Origin of the sequence: Nocardiopsis sp. NPDC007018 (assembly GCF_040635075.1) — a bacterium.
Classification (GTDB): domain Bacteria; phylum Actinomycetota; class Actinomycetes; order Streptosporangiales; family Streptosporangiaceae; genus Nocardiopsis.
Map to the genome: position 1 here is coordinate 33260 of NZ_JBEYHA010000024.1, position 16913 is coordinate 50172.

The 16913-nt window shown below is 72.6% G+C and carries 12 protein-coding genes; 5 read left to right on the forward strand and 7 right to left on the reverse strand.

Translation table 11 applies throughout. The features are described from left to right. Window positions 1-52: 52 nt before the first annotated feature. Window positions 53-1789 (reverse strand): GAF domain-containing protein, encoded by a 1737-nt coding sequence (locus ABZ635_RS15530; protein ID WP_357764811.1) that lies wholly within the window; start codon window positions 1787-1789, stop codon window positions 53-55. 320 nt (window positions 1790-2109) lie between these two features. On the opposite strand from ABZ635_RS15530, the gene ABZ635_RS15535 reads away from it, so the two are divergent. Both ABZ635_RS15535 and ABZ635_RS15540 read left to right on the forward strand, forming a co-directional pair. After that, window positions 2110-2955, forward strand: coding sequence for a hypothetical protein (locus ABZ635_RS15535; RefSeq protein WP_357764814.1), 846 nt, complete (start codon window positions 2110-2112; stop codon window positions 2953-2955). Window positions 2956-3329: 374 nt separating this feature from the next. Then, the gene (locus ABZ635_RS15540) at window positions 3330-4487 is read left to right on the forward strand and encodes a hypothetical protein (RefSeq protein ID WP_357764817.1); all 1158 of its coding nucleotides are present in this window, start codon (window positions 3330-3332) and stop codon (window positions 4485-4487) included. A gap of 243 nt (window positions 4488-4730) precedes the next feature. Here ABZ635_RS15540 and ABZ635_RS15545 read toward each other — a convergent pair whose 3' ends face one another. The 3 genes from ABZ635_RS15545 to ABZ635_RS15555 form a co-directional block, all read right to left on the reverse strand. Beyond that, window positions 4731-6623, reverse strand: a complete 1893-nt coding sequence (locus ABZ635_RS15545) for an LCP family protein (RefSeq protein WP_357764819.1) — start codon at window positions 6621-6623, stop codon at window positions 4731-4733. Window positions 6624-7121: 498 nt separating this feature from the next. After that, window positions 7122-7835, reverse strand: a complete 714-nt coding sequence (locus ABZ635_RS15550) for a hypothetical protein (protein ID WP_357764822.1) — start codon at window positions 7833-7835, stop codon at window positions 7122-7124. 357 nt (window positions 7836-8192) lie between these two features. Then, complete coding sequence (locus ABZ635_RS15555) at window positions 8193-9380, reverse strand: ROK family transcriptional regulator (RefSeq protein WP_357764825.1); 1188 nt, start codon at window positions 9378-9380, stop codon at window positions 8193-8195. A 243-nt stretch (window positions 9381-9623) separates the two neighbouring features. On the opposite strand from ABZ635_RS15555, the gene zwf reads away from it, so the two are divergent. The 3 genes from zwf to ABZ635_RS15570 all read left to right on the forward strand — a co-directional run bounded on the left by zwf (window position 9624) and on the right by ABZ635_RS15570 (window position 13779). Beyond that, entirely contained in the window at window positions 9624-11099 is a 1476-nt protein-coding gene (zwf, locus tag ABZ635_RS15560) for a glucose-6-phosphate dehydrogenase (protein ID WP_357764828.1), read from the forward strand. Then, window positions 11096-13000 carry a phosphogluconate dehydratase gene (edd, locus tag ABZ635_RS15565; protein ID WP_357764831.1) on the forward strand — a complete coding sequence of 635 codons (1905 nt, stop codon included), beginning with the start codon at window positions 11096-11098 and terminating at the stop codon, window positions 12998-13000. The genes zwf and edd overlap by 4 nt, the downstream gene beginning before the upstream one ends. A gap of 140 nt (window positions 13001-13140) precedes the next feature. Continuing rightward, window positions 13141-13779 (forward strand): bifunctional 4-hydroxy-2-oxoglutarate aldolase/2-dehydro-3-deoxy-phosphogluconate aldolase, encoded by a 639-nt coding sequence (locus ABZ635_RS15570; RefSeq protein WP_357764833.1) that lies wholly within the window; start codon window positions 13141-13143, stop codon window positions 13777-13779. Window positions 13780-13975: 196 nt separating this feature from the next. On the opposite strand, the gene ABZ635_RS15575 is transcribed toward ABZ635_RS15570, so the two are convergent. The 3 genes from ABZ635_RS15575 to ABZ635_RS15585 all read right to left on the reverse strand — a co-directional run bounded on the left by ABZ635_RS15575 (window position 13976) and on the right by ABZ635_RS15585 (window position 16828). Beyond that, window positions 13976-14761 (reverse strand): TetR/AcrR family transcriptional regulator, encoded by a 786-nt coding sequence (locus tag ABZ635_RS15575; protein ID WP_357764836.1) that lies wholly within the window; start codon window positions 14759-14761, stop codon window positions 13976-13978. A 172-nt stretch (window positions 14762-14933) separates the two neighbouring features. Then, window positions 14934-15776, reverse strand: a complete 843-nt coding sequence (locus ABZ635_RS15580; protein ID WP_357764839.1) for an ABC transporter permease — start codon at window positions 15774-15776, stop codon at window positions 14934-14936. Continuing rightward, window positions 15773-16828 (reverse strand): ATP-binding cassette domain-containing protein, encoded by a 1056-nt coding sequence (locus tag ABZ635_RS15585; protein WP_357764842.1) that lies wholly within the window; start codon window positions 16826-16828, stop codon window positions 15773-15775. The genes ABZ635_RS15580 and ABZ635_RS15585 overlap by 4 nt, the downstream gene beginning before the upstream one ends. Window positions 16829-16913 lie beyond the last annotated feature (85 nt).

A 16913-nucleotide genomic window follows, 5' to 3' on the forward strand; every position in this document is an offset into this window, starting at 1 on the left:
CCCGGCTCAGGCGGACCGGCCTCCCAGGCCCGGGGCCGGTCCGCCGCCGGTCTCAACCGATCGGTTCGGACTCCGGCACCGGCACCCGCCACACCAGCACGGTGCCGCCGTCCTCGCCCCGGCCCGCGCTGAACCCGCCGCCCAGGGCCTGGGCCCGCTGTTCCAGGTTGCGCAGACCGCTGCGGCGGCCGCCCTCGGGCAGCCCCACCCCGTTGTCGGTCACCGTCAGCGTGAGGGCGGTGGGGCGGCCCGTGGCCGACCGCTCCTCCACCGTCACCGAGACGTGCACCTCCGTGGCCCGCGCGTGCCGGGCGACGTTGGTCAGCCCCTCACCCAGAACGGCCAGCAGTTGTTCACCGACCTCGTCGGGCACGGACGCGTCGATCGGGCCGTCCAGGCTCACCCCCGGGTGGCAGCCCAGGCTGTGCGCGGTGTTCTCCGACAACCGCAGGATCTGCTCCCGCAGCGAGGTGTCGCGCCTGCTCGGCGGGTGCTGGAGGTCGAAGATGGTCGACCTGATCTCACGGATCGTGCCGTCCAGCTCGTCGATGGTGCGCTGGACGCGCTCCTCGGCCTCCGTCGAGTCGATCAGCCGCACCGTGCTCATGAGGGTCATCGCCGACGCGAACAGCCGTTGGATCACCACGTCGTGCAGGTCCTTGGCGATCCGGTCCCGCTCCTCCAGGACCACGATCCGCTCGCTGTCCCGCCGGGCCTCGGCCAGCTCCAACGCCACCCCCGCCTGGACCGAGAACGCGTTGAGCATCCTCCGTATGTTGGAGTCGAACGGCGCGCGGTCGGACAGTTTGCCGAGCAGCAGTACCCCCCGCGTGTTGCCGGGGGTGCCCAGCGGCACCAGCAGGCCGGGTCCGTAGCCGCGGTGGGTGAGCATGGGGCAGTTCGCCTGGCGCAGGTCCGGGATGGCCACGGCCTCGCCCGACGCGTACACCTGCCCGCACGCGGAGTCCTGGATCTCCACCGGGGTGCCGAGAATCTCCTGGGCGATCGGCCCGTCGGCGATCTCCGCGAACAGGTGCCCGCGCGCGTGCGGGTCCGGCAGCATCACCACGGCGGTGTCGGCGCGGGCGATCTCCCTGGCCTGGGCGGCCAGGTAGGCCAGCACCTCGTCACCGTCCGACCCCGAGAGCAGCCGTGTGGTGATCTCCGTGGAGGCGGCCAGCCAGCGCTCCCGCAGCCGGGTCTCCTCGTAGAGGCGGGCGTTCTCGATCGCCACACCGGCCGCGGTGGCCAGCGCCGTCACGATGGTCTCGTCCTCCTCGTCGAACTCCCCGCCGTTCTCCTTCTCGGTCAGGTAGAGGTTGCCGAACACCTCGCCGCGCACCTGGATCGGTACGCCCAGGAAGCTCGACATCCGGGGGTGGCCCTCCGGGAAACCGCCGAAGTCGGGGTGGTCGCGCAGGTCCGCCAGCCGGAGGGTGGCCTGCTCGAACGAGGGGGTGCCCAGCACTCCCTTGCCGTGCGGGAACCGGCCGATGCGTTCGGCCTGCGCCCGGGTGAACCCGACCGGGATGAACTCGGTGAAACCGCCGTCCTCGCCGATCACGCCCAGCCCGGCGAACCTGGCCTCGGCCAGGTGCGCGGCGGCCTCGGTGAGCCGTCGGAGTACGGTCGCCAGATCCAGGTCACCACCGATGTCCAGGACGGCTTGGAGCAGTGAGTGCATCCTCCCCTGGGCGGAAAGCCCCGGGTTCATCTGGGAGTGCACCTCCGAGATGAGCTCGTCCAGGGACTTCGGGGACCACCGGTGGCTCTGGGGGATCTTGGTCATGTGTGGTTCAACCTCCGCAGAGCCGTTGAGGGGTTGAGGGCTAATACTCGAATTGTCGTTGGTTTTTTCCCGGTTTGCCACATCTTGCAGTTAGGAAGCTTGTTCGAGGGACGGAGAATTCCCCGGGAATCGAGGACAGCGGCCCGGCAATTCATGCTAACGTCACGGTCAGTCGGCGCAGGAAGGCATTCTGTGACCTCGCGCCCAGCCCCTCGCACCCCCTCGTTCCGGGGTGACGATCACACGAACCCCACGAGCCCGCTCGTCCCTCCCGTGCCCCATCGGAGCGGACCGGCTCACACGGCGGAAGGAAGCCCCCGGTGTCTGGATACCACGGTACGGTCGGCGCCACAGGCGTCCGTCCCGCCGTGTGCCCGGAACCACTCCGGCGGGCCCTCACGCTCGCCGGACTGCTCACCGGCATCCTCTTCACCGTGTGGCTCGCCTGGGCCGCCCCCGCGCACTCCTCCGAGCTGCCCGGAGCCGACAACCCCCTCACCTCCGGTGTGGTGGGCGGTTCCGGACTGATGTCGGGCACCGAGTCGCTCGGGGGTTCCCTCGGCGGCGCGGTCACCAGCGTGGGCGAACACGCCACCCGGCACGCCACGGGTGCGGTGGGCGGGGCCTCCGAGGCCGCCCGCGCGGTCGAGGCCGAGGCCTCCGTTCCCGTTCAGCAGGTCCGGGACGCGGTGAGGGAGACCTCCCTCGCGCACCCCGACCACCTGACCGAACTGGTCTCCACCGATCCCGCCCGGGTTACCGAACCCGTCTCGGGCACCGAAGACGAGACCCCCGCCGACCAGGGCGGGAACACCCGAGAGCCGGACGCCCAGGCGTCGCAGGAGCGGGACGCGCACGCCCAGCCGCCCGCCGCGCGGGCCCTGGTCGAGGCGCGGGAACACGGCACCGCCGAGTCCCCGGCCACCGACTCCGACGACCGCGACCGGGCCATGGACACCGCCCCCCGCTCCGCCGAGTCGCCCACCGCCATCGCGGGCGGCACCGCCCCCGCTTCCGGCGGGGCCCCCGCCGCGCCCGCCGTCGCCGGGTTCCTGCCCGTCACCGGCGCCCCGGCGCCCGCCCCCGGCCTGTTCGAGGCCGCCCGGCACGTCCTGCGCTCGGCCCCCGCCGACTCCGCGGACGAGCCGACCTTCTCTCCGGACTAGCGGACCACCGGACCGCGTCCCGCGCCGCACGCCCTGAGCGTCCCGCGCCGCACGCGACCAACCCGGCACGGCTTCTCCAGCCACACCCGTCCCAGCGGCACCAACACTCGGTGACCTTCTGGGGGTTGACGTGAACCCCGCACCTCGAACGCGAGGTTCACGTCAGCCGGTGGTCCGCCAGACCGACCGACTGAATCCGGATCGAACCCACTCGCCCCCACCAGGGACGCACGGGTTCGCCGACCGGAGAGCTCGCCCGCACCACCTCAGGACCGACGCCCCCGGCCAGGGAGAAGGTCCGACGCGACGGGGCACGACACCCGCTCCGTCGCGCCCCCGCGAACAGAACACACGCTCACCCCGGAAGGACTCTCATGTTCCACACCGCCCGTACCTCTGCTCGGACCCTCCTGCTGGCCGCCGGGACCGCCGGATTCGTCGCCCTCGGCGCCGGCGTCGCCGGGGCGGACACGCTCGGCGGTGTCACGGACCAGCTCCCCCTGGGCGACCTCGGCACCCAGGTCCCCAGCGCCCTGACCGAAGGCGTCTCCACCCCGCTCGGCGACCTGGTCAAGGTCGAGCCCGGCGAGATCTCCGCCCAGCCCGAGCTCCAGCACCAGTCCGGCCAGAGCGACCCCGTGGGCACCGTGGTCGGCGACACCGTCTCCAGCGACGCCCTCTCCACCAACACCCCGATCACCACCGGCGGGGACAACGCCGGTAACGTCGGCCCGCTCGACCTCGGCACCGCCACCGACACCCTGCCGCTCAGCGAGGCCGGCGGCGCGGTCGACCCGATCTCCATGCTGCTCGGCGGAACCGGCCTGCTCGACAGCCTCGGTGGTGGCCTTGGCGGCGACCAGACCCTGCCGCTGAGCGCTCCCGTCGACCTCGCCGGGGGGACCGCCGTCGTCGACGACACCGTCACCGAGCTGGGCGGCCGCGCCAAGAGCGGCCTGCACGAGCCCGGTCTCGACGTGGTCGGCCTGGACGACCTGGACGTCCGCCAGCTCGGTGAGACCGTTCCGATGAGCGACCCGGTCGGCCTCGACGCCGGTGAGAACGCCGACCTCACCGGCGGGCTCACCACCCTGCTGCCCAGGGACGTCAAGAACACCCTGCCGATGTCCGCCCCCGCGGAGCTCCAGGTGGTGGGCGCCGCCGAGGACGCCGTCACGGACACCGTGGCCGACGTCCGCGGCGCGGTCAGCGGACTGGGAGTCGAGGAGACCCTGCCGATGTCCGGCGTCGAGGGCCTGGAGCTCGTCGACCCGGCCCTGGACGGCGGCCTGCACGGAGTGAGCGGCCTCGGCGAGAAGGTCGGCTCGATGGGGGCCAGCGACATCGTCGACGTGGCCGGTGGGGCCACCGAGACCACCGGCGGCAGCCTGGTCGACGTCCAGGGGCTGCCCGAGCTGGGCCAGCCCGAGGTCGCCCCGCTGCCCCTCGCCTCCGAACTGCCCACCGGGCAGCTGCCCGTCAACGACCTGCCCGTCGGTGACCTGACCGCCGAGCTCCCGCTCGGCCTGTAGGCCCACGAACGTGCGCCCGCCGGTCGTGGCGGGCGCACCACGCCTCGGGCGGTGAGCGGAACCGCTTCCGCTGACCGTGGTGCCAGTGGGGACTGTGGGGGTTTCCCGGCACGAACCAGCGGACCGTCAGAGTTCCCGCCGCCCGAGGCACCCGCCCTGCCAGGGGCACAGAAGGAGGCCCCCGTCACCAGTGGTGACGGGGGCCTCCGCGCCTGTGTCCCGGGGCGCATCGCCGAGGATCGGCTACCAGCCCTCCTCGCCGGTGCCGAATCCGAGACCGTCCTGGCACGGGTTGGACGTGGCGTCGCGGCCCTCGCCCGGGCGGGCCGAGGGAGACGGAGACGCGGCCCCCGCACCCGCCTCGGGGCTGGGGTCGACCGGGGTCGGCTCGTCCATCACGTGCTCCTGCGGGCCGGGCGCGTCGTCGGCGAGGAGCGCGGGCAGCGGGCGGTCCTCACGCACGGCGGAGAACAGCTCGGCGGCCTCGGCCTCGTGCCACATCACCCGGTTGGGGTCGTACGGCGCCTGGTACCAGGGCACGGTGTGGAACTCGATGTCGGACAGGTCGACGTCCGCCATGGTGACGGCGATGGACAGCATCCGGTCCAACGACAGCTCACGGTCGGTGGCACTGTGCTGGGCCACCGCCTGGAGGATGCCGTTGAGCTTGCTCGGGCTGCTCAACACGTCACTGCTGGTCACCTGGTCGGCGAGCGCGGCCAGGAACATCTGCTGCCGGTCGATGCGCCCCATGTCGCCGCCGTCACCGATGTCGTAGCGCGCCCGGACGAACGACAGCGCCTGGTCGCCGTCGAGGGTCTGCTCCCCGGCGGGGAGGTCGAGCTTCGAACGACGGTCCTGCATGGGTTCGGGGATGCACATGTCCACCCCGCCCATGGCGTTCACGACGTCGCGGAAACTCGCGAAGCTCAGGTGGACGAAGTGGTCGACCCGGATGTCGGTCAGCGACTCGATGGTCCGCACCACGCAGGGCGGTCCGCCGTGGTACATCGCGGCGTTGATCATGCCGAAGTAGCCGTAGGTGCCCTCGGTCTGGCCGTAGGCCTCGCACTGGGGCAGCTGCACCAGTGAGTCACGCGGGAAGCTGACCACCGAGACGCGGTTGTCGGGCGAGATGTGCGCGAGCATCAGCGAGTCGGAACGCTCACCCTCGAACTCGGTCGAGTACGCGGGGCTGTCCTCCTCGTAGCCGTCCGACCCGATGAAGAGGATGTTGACGGCGTCGCTGATCTTGTCGGGCCGCTCCTCGTCGCTGAGCAGGGCCTCGATGTCGTGCTGCACCATGTCGGAACGCAGCGAGTAGTAGTAGGCGTAGGCGGTGCCCACCCCGGCCAGCAGAATCAGCGCCAGGGAGGCGGAGGTCCACATGACGACCCGGCGCAGCCTGCTGCGCTTGCGCTTGTTCCCCCGAGCCGACGTCGCGGCGGCCGCGTCGGCGTTCTCGGGTGCGGCGTCCGGTCCGGGTCGGGTGTCGGCGTCCTCGTCGGAGTCCGGGGCGCCGTCCGCACCGGCGGCCGAAGCGGCTCCGGTGGTCGCGTCGTCCGTGTCCTCGGGTGCGTCGGTGGCCCCGCTGGAGTCAGCGTCCCCGTCTCCCTCGGCGGCCCCGGGCTCGTCGTCGGTCCCGGTGGCCCCGCTGGAGTCAGCCTCCCCGTCTCCCTCGGCGGCCCCGGGCTCGTCGTCGGTCCCGGCGGCTCCGGCGCCGTCGGCTGCCTCAGCGGCGTCCGACCTCGGCTCGGTTCCGTCGGAGTCAGCCGTGGTGCTCTTCGCCCCGGTCGCGACCGGGGCGTCGACGTCGATGACCACGGTCTCCGGCGCGTCGCCCCCGTCACCGGGCTGCTCCGCTCCGGGGACCGCCCCCTCGGCACTCGTCTCGCGCTCGCCGACCTCGTCACCCGCCGCGGATTCGGCGTGCGGCTCCGGTTCGGTGGGACCGGTCTCGTCGGGGCCGGTCCCCTCCGCTTCGTCCCTGTTCACGTCAGGCTCCTCGGCGTCCGGCTCGACGGCGTCCTGCTCGGTGGAGTCCGTCGTGCCCCCTCCAGGCGGGGAAGCGGACTCGGAGTTCTCGTCTGGTGTGTGGTCCGCGCCGGGATCGGCGGAGTTCTCGTCAGCGGGCATCGTGACAATCTCGGTGAGTTCGGACAGCTGGGCGTGCCAACGGCCGGACACCGACCCAGCAGGGCCACGCGTCCGAGTCCGGGGGAGGGCGGGGGTCGAACGGGAGAAACACGCGGGCAGGCCGGAATCCTGACCGAAAGATCGCCGCAGGGGGGAGCCGAGGCAGGGGGGAGAGCCGGGACGCCAGCGGAGAGGGGTCGCCAAGAACACCGGAACCCGCGCGTGGCAGTGATCCTAGGTGAAGTTCTCGCTGAGTGCGTGCTCGGGTTGTCCATGCGCGCGGTTCCTGACCACAATTGCGCCGTACAATTCCTTCGCCGGGTGACAGACGTCTGCGGCTTACCTGTCCGACTGTCTCATCCGTTCCGCCCGAAGCCGCGTCCGACTCGCCGGTGATCTGCGGTTTCGGGTCGGTGGCACGGCCTTTGGCGTGAAGGTTCGACGCTGTCGCTTCTGGGCGGCTTTCGCGGCCCGGGGCGATCGGTCGCGTGACGACGGTCAGTCGTCCCAGAACCCGCTTTCCTTCTCCTTCTTCTCCTCGGAGGCCTCGGCGGTGGTGGTCGAGGCGCGGCCACCGCTCTTTCCGCTGGTCTTGGCGGTGGTTCTGGGGCTCTTGGCGCTCTTGCGCGCGGTGGTGCCCGATCCGCCGCTGGCGCCGGTGCCGGCGGAGCCCTTGGCGGTGCCGGTGTGGCGTGGGCGGGGGGTCACCTGGCTCTTCTCGATGGGCTCGCTGGGCCGGGGGGCCTCGCCGGAGTGGATGCTGAGGGCCTCCTCCTCGACGCTGAGCATCTTGCGCACCAGGGCGGGAACCTCGGGCAGGCGGTCGGCGCGCAGGTGGGCGCCGAGCACGTCCAGTGCGTGGTCGCACAGGACGCGCTTGGCGGTGGTGGCGTTGACCCCGCTGAGCTGCTGGACCTCGGGCAGGTCGTGCTCGCGCAGCAGACGGACCACCTCGCTGAGCCGCTCCCGGGCCCTGCGGTCGGTCATCGACATGACCGTGAGTTCGGCCTCGCGCAGGAAGTCGGCCCCGTTGCCGGTGCCGTCGCGCTCGGCGATGAAGGCGCTGGTGAGGTTGCGGGCCGAGGTGCGGGTGCCGGTGCGCAGTTCGGCGCGGCGGATCTGCCGGGAGTGCAGGGCGGTGACCACCACGCTGGTGACCAGGCTGATCCCGGCGCCGATCACGACGAGCACGGCGGGGTTGTCGAACAGCATGTGTACGGGAGACCTTTCCGGGCGGTGGTCCGCACGGGACATGGCCACGGTGTTGACGGGGGCGGCGGGTGCGGGGGTGACGGAGGGTGCCCGAGTGCCAGCCGGTACTCGGGTGCGTGACTATTCGGCAGATCGGTACGAGTTGTCAAGTGTCGTGACGGAACGGGCGTTCGCGGACGCGGCGCCCTCGCAGGTCAGACGGGGGCAGGGCCGACAGTTCGGCCTGTGTACCGCTTGCCCGGCACCGATCCGGGTAAACATCGTCGTCCACAGCCTGTGGACAACGCGCGCCCTGGTGGAGGGCCGCGTGGCCAGCGCCTCGACGGAGAGACGCACGGTCGGGCGCGGCACGCGGCCCTATCCGGCCAGGAGTCCGTTGACGGCCTCCGGCGAGAGGATCTCCTCGCTGACCATCGCCGCGCACCCCCGCACCCCGGCGTCGTCCCACAGGGCGCTCGCCACGATCCTCAGCTGGCGGGTCGCCAGGGCCGTGCACTGCTGGAACACGACCTCGCGCACGCCCGCCACCAGGTGGTCGTAGGCCTGCGACAGGTCGCCGCCGAGCACGATGAGCTCGGGGTTGAGCAGATTGACCGCGCCCGCCAGGGTTTCGCCCAGCCTTCTCCCGGCTCCGCGCACCAGGGTGACCGCCACGGGGTCGCCCTCCGAAGCGAGGGCCACCAGCTCCTGGAGCCCGGCCACCTCGCGGCCGCGCTCGGCGGCCTCCACCAGCAGCCGACGACCGCCCGCGACCGCCTCCAGGCAGTCGGCGTTGCCGCAACGGCACGGCAGCCCGCCGCCGTCGCGCACGGGGACGTGGCCGATCTCTCCGGCGGCGCCCAGGGCCCCGCGCAGCAGCCGCCCGCCGGAGACCAGACCGGCGCCGATCCCCGTGGAGACCTTCACGAACACCATGTCGTCGGTGGGCCCGTGCCCGCCCGCGACGTGTTCGCCGAGCGCCATCACGTTCACGTCGTTGTCGACCATCACCGGCACGGGGAAGCGTTCGCGGACCAGGGGGGCCAGCTCCACCCCGGCCCACTTGCCGAGGAAGGGCCGGTCCTCGGCCCGGCCCGCGTGGAACTCCACGGTGCCGGGCAGGCCGATGCCCACGCCGCGCACCTCCTCCGGCGAGCGGCCCAGCTCGCGGATCTGGCGCGACCAGGTGTCGAGGAGCCAGGGGACGGTGGCGTCCGGGCCCTGCTCCATGCTGGGCGAGCCGGGGGTCCGCACGAGCACCCGACCGTCGAGGTCGCACACGGCGGCCTGGCTGCGGGCCATGCCCAGGGCGGCGGTGAGGATCAGCCCGCTGGCGGCGTTGAACTCCAGGAGCGTGGGCGGCCTGCCTCCGCTGGACGCCGCCCGGGTCCCCTCGGTCACCAGTCCGCCGTCCATCAGCTCGGTGACCCGCAGTGCCACGGACGGCCGGGAGAGCCCCGTGGCCCGCGCGATCTCGGAGCGGCTGGTGGCGCTGCCGGTGCGGATCATCTCCAGGATGTGGCCGCTGGTGGCGGTGGAGGACAAGCGTCCGGGGGTTCTGGCCATGCCTCATTCAACCATTCACTCGACGGTGTGGCTTGAAGGTCGTGCACTTATGTAAATTTATGTTAGGAAGTGTGCTTGGTTTTTTACCATAGTGCCCTTAGGGTCGAAACCGCACGGTGGGGCTCCGGACAGCCCCGCCCGACCCCCTCCACCCCCGCCCCTCCCGCACCACCGCCACGCCGCGCGGCCCCCTGCCCCGCGGCACCCCTCGCACGCCCTCCCCTCCCGCAGGAGCCCACCGAAATGCCGCAGCAGCCCGCGCCCCGCCCCACCGACCTGGTGGTCTTCGGCGGAACCGGTGACCTGTCCATGCGTAAACTCCTCCCCTCCCTCTACCTCCTGGACCGCGACGGCCACCTGGGCGGGGACACCCGGGTCGTCGCCGTCTCCCGGGACGGCCTCACCGACGCCGACCTGCGCGACAAGGCCGCTTCCGCCGTCCGCGGGCACAGCGCCGTCCAGGTCGTCGAACCCGAGCTCCTGCGCCGCTTCCTCGGCCGCCTCTCGCACGTGACCGTCGACGTCGGCGGCGACCCCTCCGGCTGGGCCGACCTCACCGACACGCTCACCCCCGGCCGCGACCGCGTCTTCTACCTCGCGGTGCCGCCGATGATCTCCGGAGCCATCTGCCGGGGCCTGCGGGACGCGGGCCTGGTCACCCCCGAGTCCCGTGTGGTCATGGAGAAGCCCCTCGGCCGCGACCTCGCCTCCGCGCGGGCCGTCAACGACGAGGTGGGAGCGGTCTTCGACGAGTCCCGCACCTACCGGATCGACCACTACCTGGGGAAGGAGACCGTGCAGAACCTGCTCGTCCTGCGGTTCGCCAACGTCTTCCTCGAACCCCTGTGGAACTCCCGGTGGATCGACCACGTGCAGATCACCGCTGCCGAGACCGTCGGCGTGGGCGGCCGACGCGGCTACTACGACTCCTCCGGCGCCATGCGGGACATGGTCCAGAACCACCTGCTCCAACTGCTCTGCCTCACCGCGATGGAACCCCCGACCAGCTACGACCGCGACGCCGTCCGGGACGAGAAGCTCAAGGTGCTCCAGTCCCTGCGCCCGATCACCGGCGAACAGGTCGCCGAGCACACCGTGCGCGGCCAGTACACGAGGGGCACGGTGCAGGGGGAGGAGGTCCTGGGCTACCTGGACGAGGCGGGCGGCTCCGCCACCAGCGACACCGAGACCTTCGTGGCCCTCCGCGCCGAGGTCGCCAACTGGCGCTGGGCGGGCGTCCCCTTCTACCTGCGCACCGGGAAACGTCTGGGACAGGCCCGGTCCGAGATCGTCGTCCGCTTCCGCGACGTCCCGCACACCATCTTCCCCGGGTCGGCCGCACCCGGAGCGGGCAGCCTCGTCATCCGACTCCAGCCGGACGAGGGCATACACCTGACCATGCTGGCCAAGACACCCGGCGCGGGAGCGCTGCGGCTGCGGCCGGTCCCGCTGGAGCTCAGCTTCGCCGACACCTTCGCCACCCGCTCGCCCGAGGCCTACGAGCGGCTGCTGATGGACGTGTTGGCGGGGGACTCCACCCTGTTCATGCGCCGCGACGAGGTCGAGGCCGCGTGGCGGTGGGTGGACCCCGTCATCGAGGCCTGGAACAGCCTCGGCACCGCACCCGAGACCTACCCCGCCGGAAGCTCGGGCCCCGCCGGAGCGCGGCGGCTCATCGGCCGCTCCGGCGGCACGTGGCACGAAGAGGAGCAGGCATGACCGCGCACAACCCCGGCACCGGCAACCCCCCGACCACCGCGACCCCGACCCCGACCCCGGCCCCCGAGGACGCCGAGACCCCCACGGCGACGGTCTCCGTGCACCCGGTGGTCGCCGAGGTCACCCGGCGCCTGACCGAGCGCAGCGCCACGACCCGCACCGCCTACCTGGAGCGACTGCGCGCGGCGGTGGGCCAGGGACCGGCTCGCACCTCCCTGGGCTGTGCCAACCTCGCGCACGGGTTCGCCGCCTGCGGGGTCGGGGACAAGCTCTCCCTGGCCGGAGACGTCACACCCAACCTGGCGATCGTCTCCGCCTACAACGACATGCTCTCCGCGCACCAGCCCCTGGAGACCTACCCCGCCGTCATCAAGAAGGCGGTCGCCGAGGCGGGCGGTGTCGCCCAGTTCGCCGGGGGTGTGCCCGCCATGTGCGACGGCATCACCCAGGGACGGGCGGGCATGGAACTTTCCCTGTTCAGCCGCGACGTCATCGCGATGTCCGCCGCCGTGGCGCTGTCCCACGACATGTTCGACGGCGCCCTGATGCTCGGCGTGTGCGACAAGATCGTGCCCGGCCTGCTCATCGGCGCGCTCTCCTTCGGGCACCTGCCGGTGGCGTTCGTGCCCGCCGGTCCGATGCACTCCGGCCTGCCCAACAAGGAGAAGGCGCGGGTCCGCCAGAAGTTCGCCGAAGGCAGGGTGGGGCGCACGGAGCTGCTCCAGGCCGAGTCCGCCGCCTACCACTCGCCCGGCACCTGCACCTTCTACGGCACCGCCAACTCCAACCAGATGCTCATGGAGGTCATGGGCCTGCACCTGCCCGGGGCCAGCTTCGAACAGCCGGGCACCCCGCTGCGCGAGGCCCTCACCGCGGAGGCCGGGCGCCGGGTGCTCGGGCTGACCGCCCTGACCGACCAGCACACCCCGGTCGGCGAGCAGATCGACGAGAAGGCCATCGTCAACGCGGTGGTCGCCCTGCTGGCCACCGGCGGCTCCAGCAACCACACGCTCCACCTGGTCGCCATCGCCCGCGCCGCCGGGGTCCAGCTCACCTGGGACGACTTCGCCGACCTCTCCGAGGCCGTCCCTCTGCTCACCCGCATGTACCCCAACGGCGCCGCCGACGTGAACCGCTTCCACGAGGTGGGCGGCATGGCCTTCCTCATCGGCACCCTGCTGGACGCCGGGCTCCTGCACGAGGACGTCCGCACCGTCGCGGGGCCCGGGCTGGACCGCTACCGTCGGGTGCCGCAGCTGACCGAAGACGGTGAGCTGACCTGGACGGACGGCCCCACCGAGAGCGCGGACACCACCGTGCTGCGCCCGGCCGACGACCCCTTCGCCCCCGACGGCGGACTCCGTATGCTGGAGGGCAACCTCGGCCGCGCCGTGATCAAGGTGTCGGCGGTGGCCCCCGAACGGCACGTGGTCGAGGCCCCCGCCCGGGTCTTCGCCGACCAGGCCGAACTCCAGTCGGCCTTCGCCGCCGGTGAGCTGACCGGCGACTTCGTGGCGGTGGTCCGCTTCCAGGGCCCGCGCGCCAACGGTATGCCCGAACTGCACAAGCTCACCCCGCCGCTCGCCGTCCTCCAGGACCGGGGACAGCGGGTCGCGCTGGTCACCGACGGCCGCATGTCCGGCGCCTCCGGGAAGGTGCCCGCCGCCATCCACGTCTCGCCGGAGGCCGAGGCGGGCGGACCACTGGCGCGGGTGCGGGACGGTGACCCCATCCGGCTCGACGCCGTCCAGGGCACACTGGAGGTCCTGGTCGACCTCGACGGCCGCGAGGACGCCCGGCCCACGGTGGACTCCTCCGCCGGGACCGGCCGCGAACTGTTCGCCGCCCTGCGCGGGGCGGTCGGACCGGCTGAGAACGGCGCCGGGGTCTTCGGCCACTGACGAGGCCCCTGCCAGCTCTGGTCGGCCACAGGGCCTGCCCTCGGGGCAGGCCCCGAGGGCAGGCCGGGCTCGACCCCGACCGGCCTCGGGCCCCGTAGCGCACCCGTGCACCCGTGTTCACTGACGACTTGGAGACAGCCATGACGACGATCCCCCGCTCCGGCGCTGACGTGCTCGACCTCGCACCGGTGATGCCCGTGGTGGTGGTCGAGGACGCCGAACAGGCCGTCCCCCTCGCGCGGGCCCTGGTGGCGGGCGGCCTGCCCGGTATCGAGGTGACCCTGCGGACCCCCGCCGCCCTGGACGCGATCGAGCGGATCGCCCAGGAGGTGCCCGAAGCCGTGGTGGGCGCCGGGACCGTCGTCAACGGCGAGCAGGCCCGGTCCGCCGCTCAGGCGGGTGCGCGCTTCCTCGTCAGCCCCGGGTGTACCCCGGCACTGGCCCGCGCGCTGGCCGACACGGGCCTGCCCGCCCTGCCGGGTGTCGCCACGGTGTCGGAGGCGATGGCCCTGCTGGAACTGGGGCTCACCGAGCTCAAGTTCTTCCCGGCTGAGGCCTCCGGAGGGGCGGCGTTCCTGAAGTCGCTCACCGGCCCGTTGCCCCAGGTGCGGTTCTGCCCCACGGGCGGGATCACCCCCCGCAACGCCCCGGGCTACCTGTCGCTGTCGAACGTGGGCTGCGTGGGCGGCAGCTGGCTGACCCCCGCCGCGCTGGTCGCCGCCGGACGATGGGACGAGATCACCGAGCTGGCCCGGGAGGCCGCAGCGCTGAAGCGCTGAGCCGGTCGGCCAGCCGTTCCACCGGGCCGGATCACGGGTTGGCCGAGTGGGTCGGTCGAGAGGGTCGGGCGCGGACGTCGGTCGGGTACGTCGACGCGGCCGGATCGCGGCCGCTCGGGTTCGCCGGTGCCCGCCCCCGCGCCGGACGCACGGGCGTCCCCCGCAGGGGCGGGGACGCCGTGCGCGCGCCGGGACGTCAGGCGTGTCCCGGGGCTCCGACACCGGAGGAGCGGGCGTCGACCAGCACCTGCACCCCGTCCAGGACCCGTTCCAGGCCGAAGGTGAATTCGTGGTCCGCCTCGTAGACCGCCTGGTGGGCGGTGCCGACCGCCACACCCACGCGGGCGGCGGTGGGGTACCGGGAGTCGTCGATGAGCCTGGCCAGCAGGGGGTCGGCGGTCTTCCACCACTGTTGGTCGTCCATCCCCGAGTCGCGGGCCAGACCCTCGGAGTTGACGGTCTGCCGCGCGGTGCTCTCCACGTAGCCGTTGACCAGGCTGACCGTGGAGTCCATCTCGACCTCGCTCAGTCCCAGCCCGTCCACGGCGGAGAGCTCGTGGTCGTACTTGGCGATGAGGTGGGGGCCGAGCAGGCGCATGGTGACGGTCTGGAGCATCCAGGGGTGCCGGATGTAGAGGTCGCGGTTGGCGTGCGCGATCCTGTGCAGGCGCTCCCGCCAGGTGCCCGAACGGTCGCTGGTGTCGAGGTCGGCGTAGGCGGAGTCGACCATCAGGTCGATGAGCTCGCCCTTGCCGGGCACGTAGGTGTACAGCGACATCGTGCCCACGTCGAGGGCCTCGGCGACCCTGCGCATGGACAGCGCGTCCAACCCCTCGGCGTCGGCGAGCTCGGTGGCGGCCGCGACGATGCGGTCCACGCTCAGCCCCGGCTTGCCCCGGCGGCGGCTCGCGGGCTCCTGGGACCGCCACAGCAGGGCCAGGCTGCGTGCGGGGTCGCCACTCTTGCGGTTCTGCGGGGCCATCGGTCCGTCCTGGTGCTGGTTCCGTAGGGCGTACGGGCCAGTGTACGTCGGCCGGTCCCCGCCCCCGGGCGGCCGTGAGGGCGCCCGGGAGCTGGGAGAGCGGGCCGGTCCGGACGGAAACCGGGGGCGGGGACCGGGGTCGCGGACCTCGGTTCCGTCTCCGAGCCGGGTGTCAGCCGCCGAGGCCCCGGTACCTGCGAACGCTCAGCGGCGCGAACACCGCCACCAGCGCCAGCGGCCAGACCACGGCCATCAGCAGGGGGTTCTGCGCGATCCAGGGGTCCCCGCCCACGGACGGGTTGCCGAACAGCTCACGTGCGGCCGACACCGTGGACGACATCGGGTTCCAATCCGCCACCGCGCCCAGCCACACCGGCATGGTCGCGGTGGCCACGAACGCGTTGGAGAGGAAGCCGAGCGGGAACTCCAGGGTCTGGATGACCGTGATCCCACCCTGGCCGCGCATCACCAGGCCCATGTAGACGCCCACCCACACGATGGCGAACCTCAGCAGGAGCAGAAGCCCGAACGCGGCCAGGGCGGAGGCCGCGCCCCCGTGCCACTGCCAGCCCACCAGCAGCCCGAACCCCACCAGGACCGCCAGGGTGACCGTGGAGCGGAGCATGTCGGCGAGGCACCGGCCCACCACCACGGCCGAGGCGGACATGGGCAGCGACCGGAACCGGTCGGTGATGCCCCGGGTCGCGTCGGAGGTCACCGCCGTGACGGTCTCCCCGAGACCGAAGACCATCACCATCGCGAACATGCCGGGCATGAGGTGCTCGGTGAAGTCGCCGCCGCCGGGCACGGACATGGCGCCGCCCAGCAGGTACACGAACATCAGCACCATGAGGACGGGGAAGAGCAGTCCGAAGAGCAGTTCCCACGGCTGGCGCCACCAGTGGAGGACGTCGCGTCGGGCCACGGTCCAGCCGTCGACGGCCGCCCAGCCCAGGCGGGACACCGGGCCTGGGACGGCGGAGGACGAGATGGGCGCGGGTGCGGTGTCGTTCATCGCCGGGTCTCCGTGAGGGTGTCGGGCCGTGCGGCCGGGGTGGGTGCGGTGGGGTCGTCGCCGATTGCCGGCCGGGCCCCGTCAACGGGGGCTCCGGGGGACGCCGGGCTCGTGAGGTGCAGGAACACCTCGTCGAGGGTGGGGGAGCGCAGAACCACGTCGGCCACGGCCACCTCGTCCAGGGCGCGCACGGCACGCGTGAGGGAGGCGGCGCGGTCGTCCACCTCAGTGCTGAGCCGCCGCTCCTCCGGGATGGTCCGCACGGTGTGCCCGGTGGCCCGTTCGACCAGCTCGGCGGCCTCGGACAGGACGTGCTCGTCGCGCAGGACCACGTCGATCCGGTCCCCGCCGATCCGCGACTTCAGCTCGGAGGGAGTGCCCTCGGCGATCACGCGGCCGGTGTCGATCACCGAGACGCGGTGGGCGAGCTGGTCGGCCTCCTCCAGGTACTGGGTGGTGAGCAGCACGGAGGTGCCCGTGGCGACCAGGCCGCGCACGGCGGTCCACACCTCGTCGCGGCCACGGGGGTCGAGGCCGACGGTCGGTTCGTCGAGGAACAGCACCGCCGGGCTCAGGACCATCCCGGCGGCCAGGTCGAGCCTGCGCCGCATCCCGCCCGAGTAGGTGCTGACCGGGCGTTTCCCGGTTCCGGTCAGGCCGAAGCGCTCCAGCAGTTCGTCGGCCCGACGGGCGGCGGCCCGTGCGCCCAGGTGGTGGAGGCGGCCGAAGAGCTCCAGGTTCTGGCGGCCGCTGAGGATCTCGTCGACGGCCGCGTTCTGGCCGACCAGCCCGATACGGCTCCGGACCAGCGCCCCCTGGGTGGCGACGTCGTACCCGGCGACCTCGGCCGTGCCCTCGTGGACGCGGAGCAGGGTGGTGAGGAGACGGACGGCCGTGCTCTTACCGGCCCCGTTGGGCCCGAGCAGCCCGTGGACCGTGCCCTGGCCGACCTCCAGGTCGAACCCGCGCAGGGCCCACGTGGTCGCGAACCTGCGGCCGAGTCCCCGGGTGCGGACGACCGGCGCCGGGTCGGGTCGAGGTGTGGATGTCATGCTCGCTTCCCTTCGTACTTCGTACAGTACGTCGTACGGAACAGGGAACGCCGGACCCGGCCCAGGTAATTCCTTATGGCCTAAA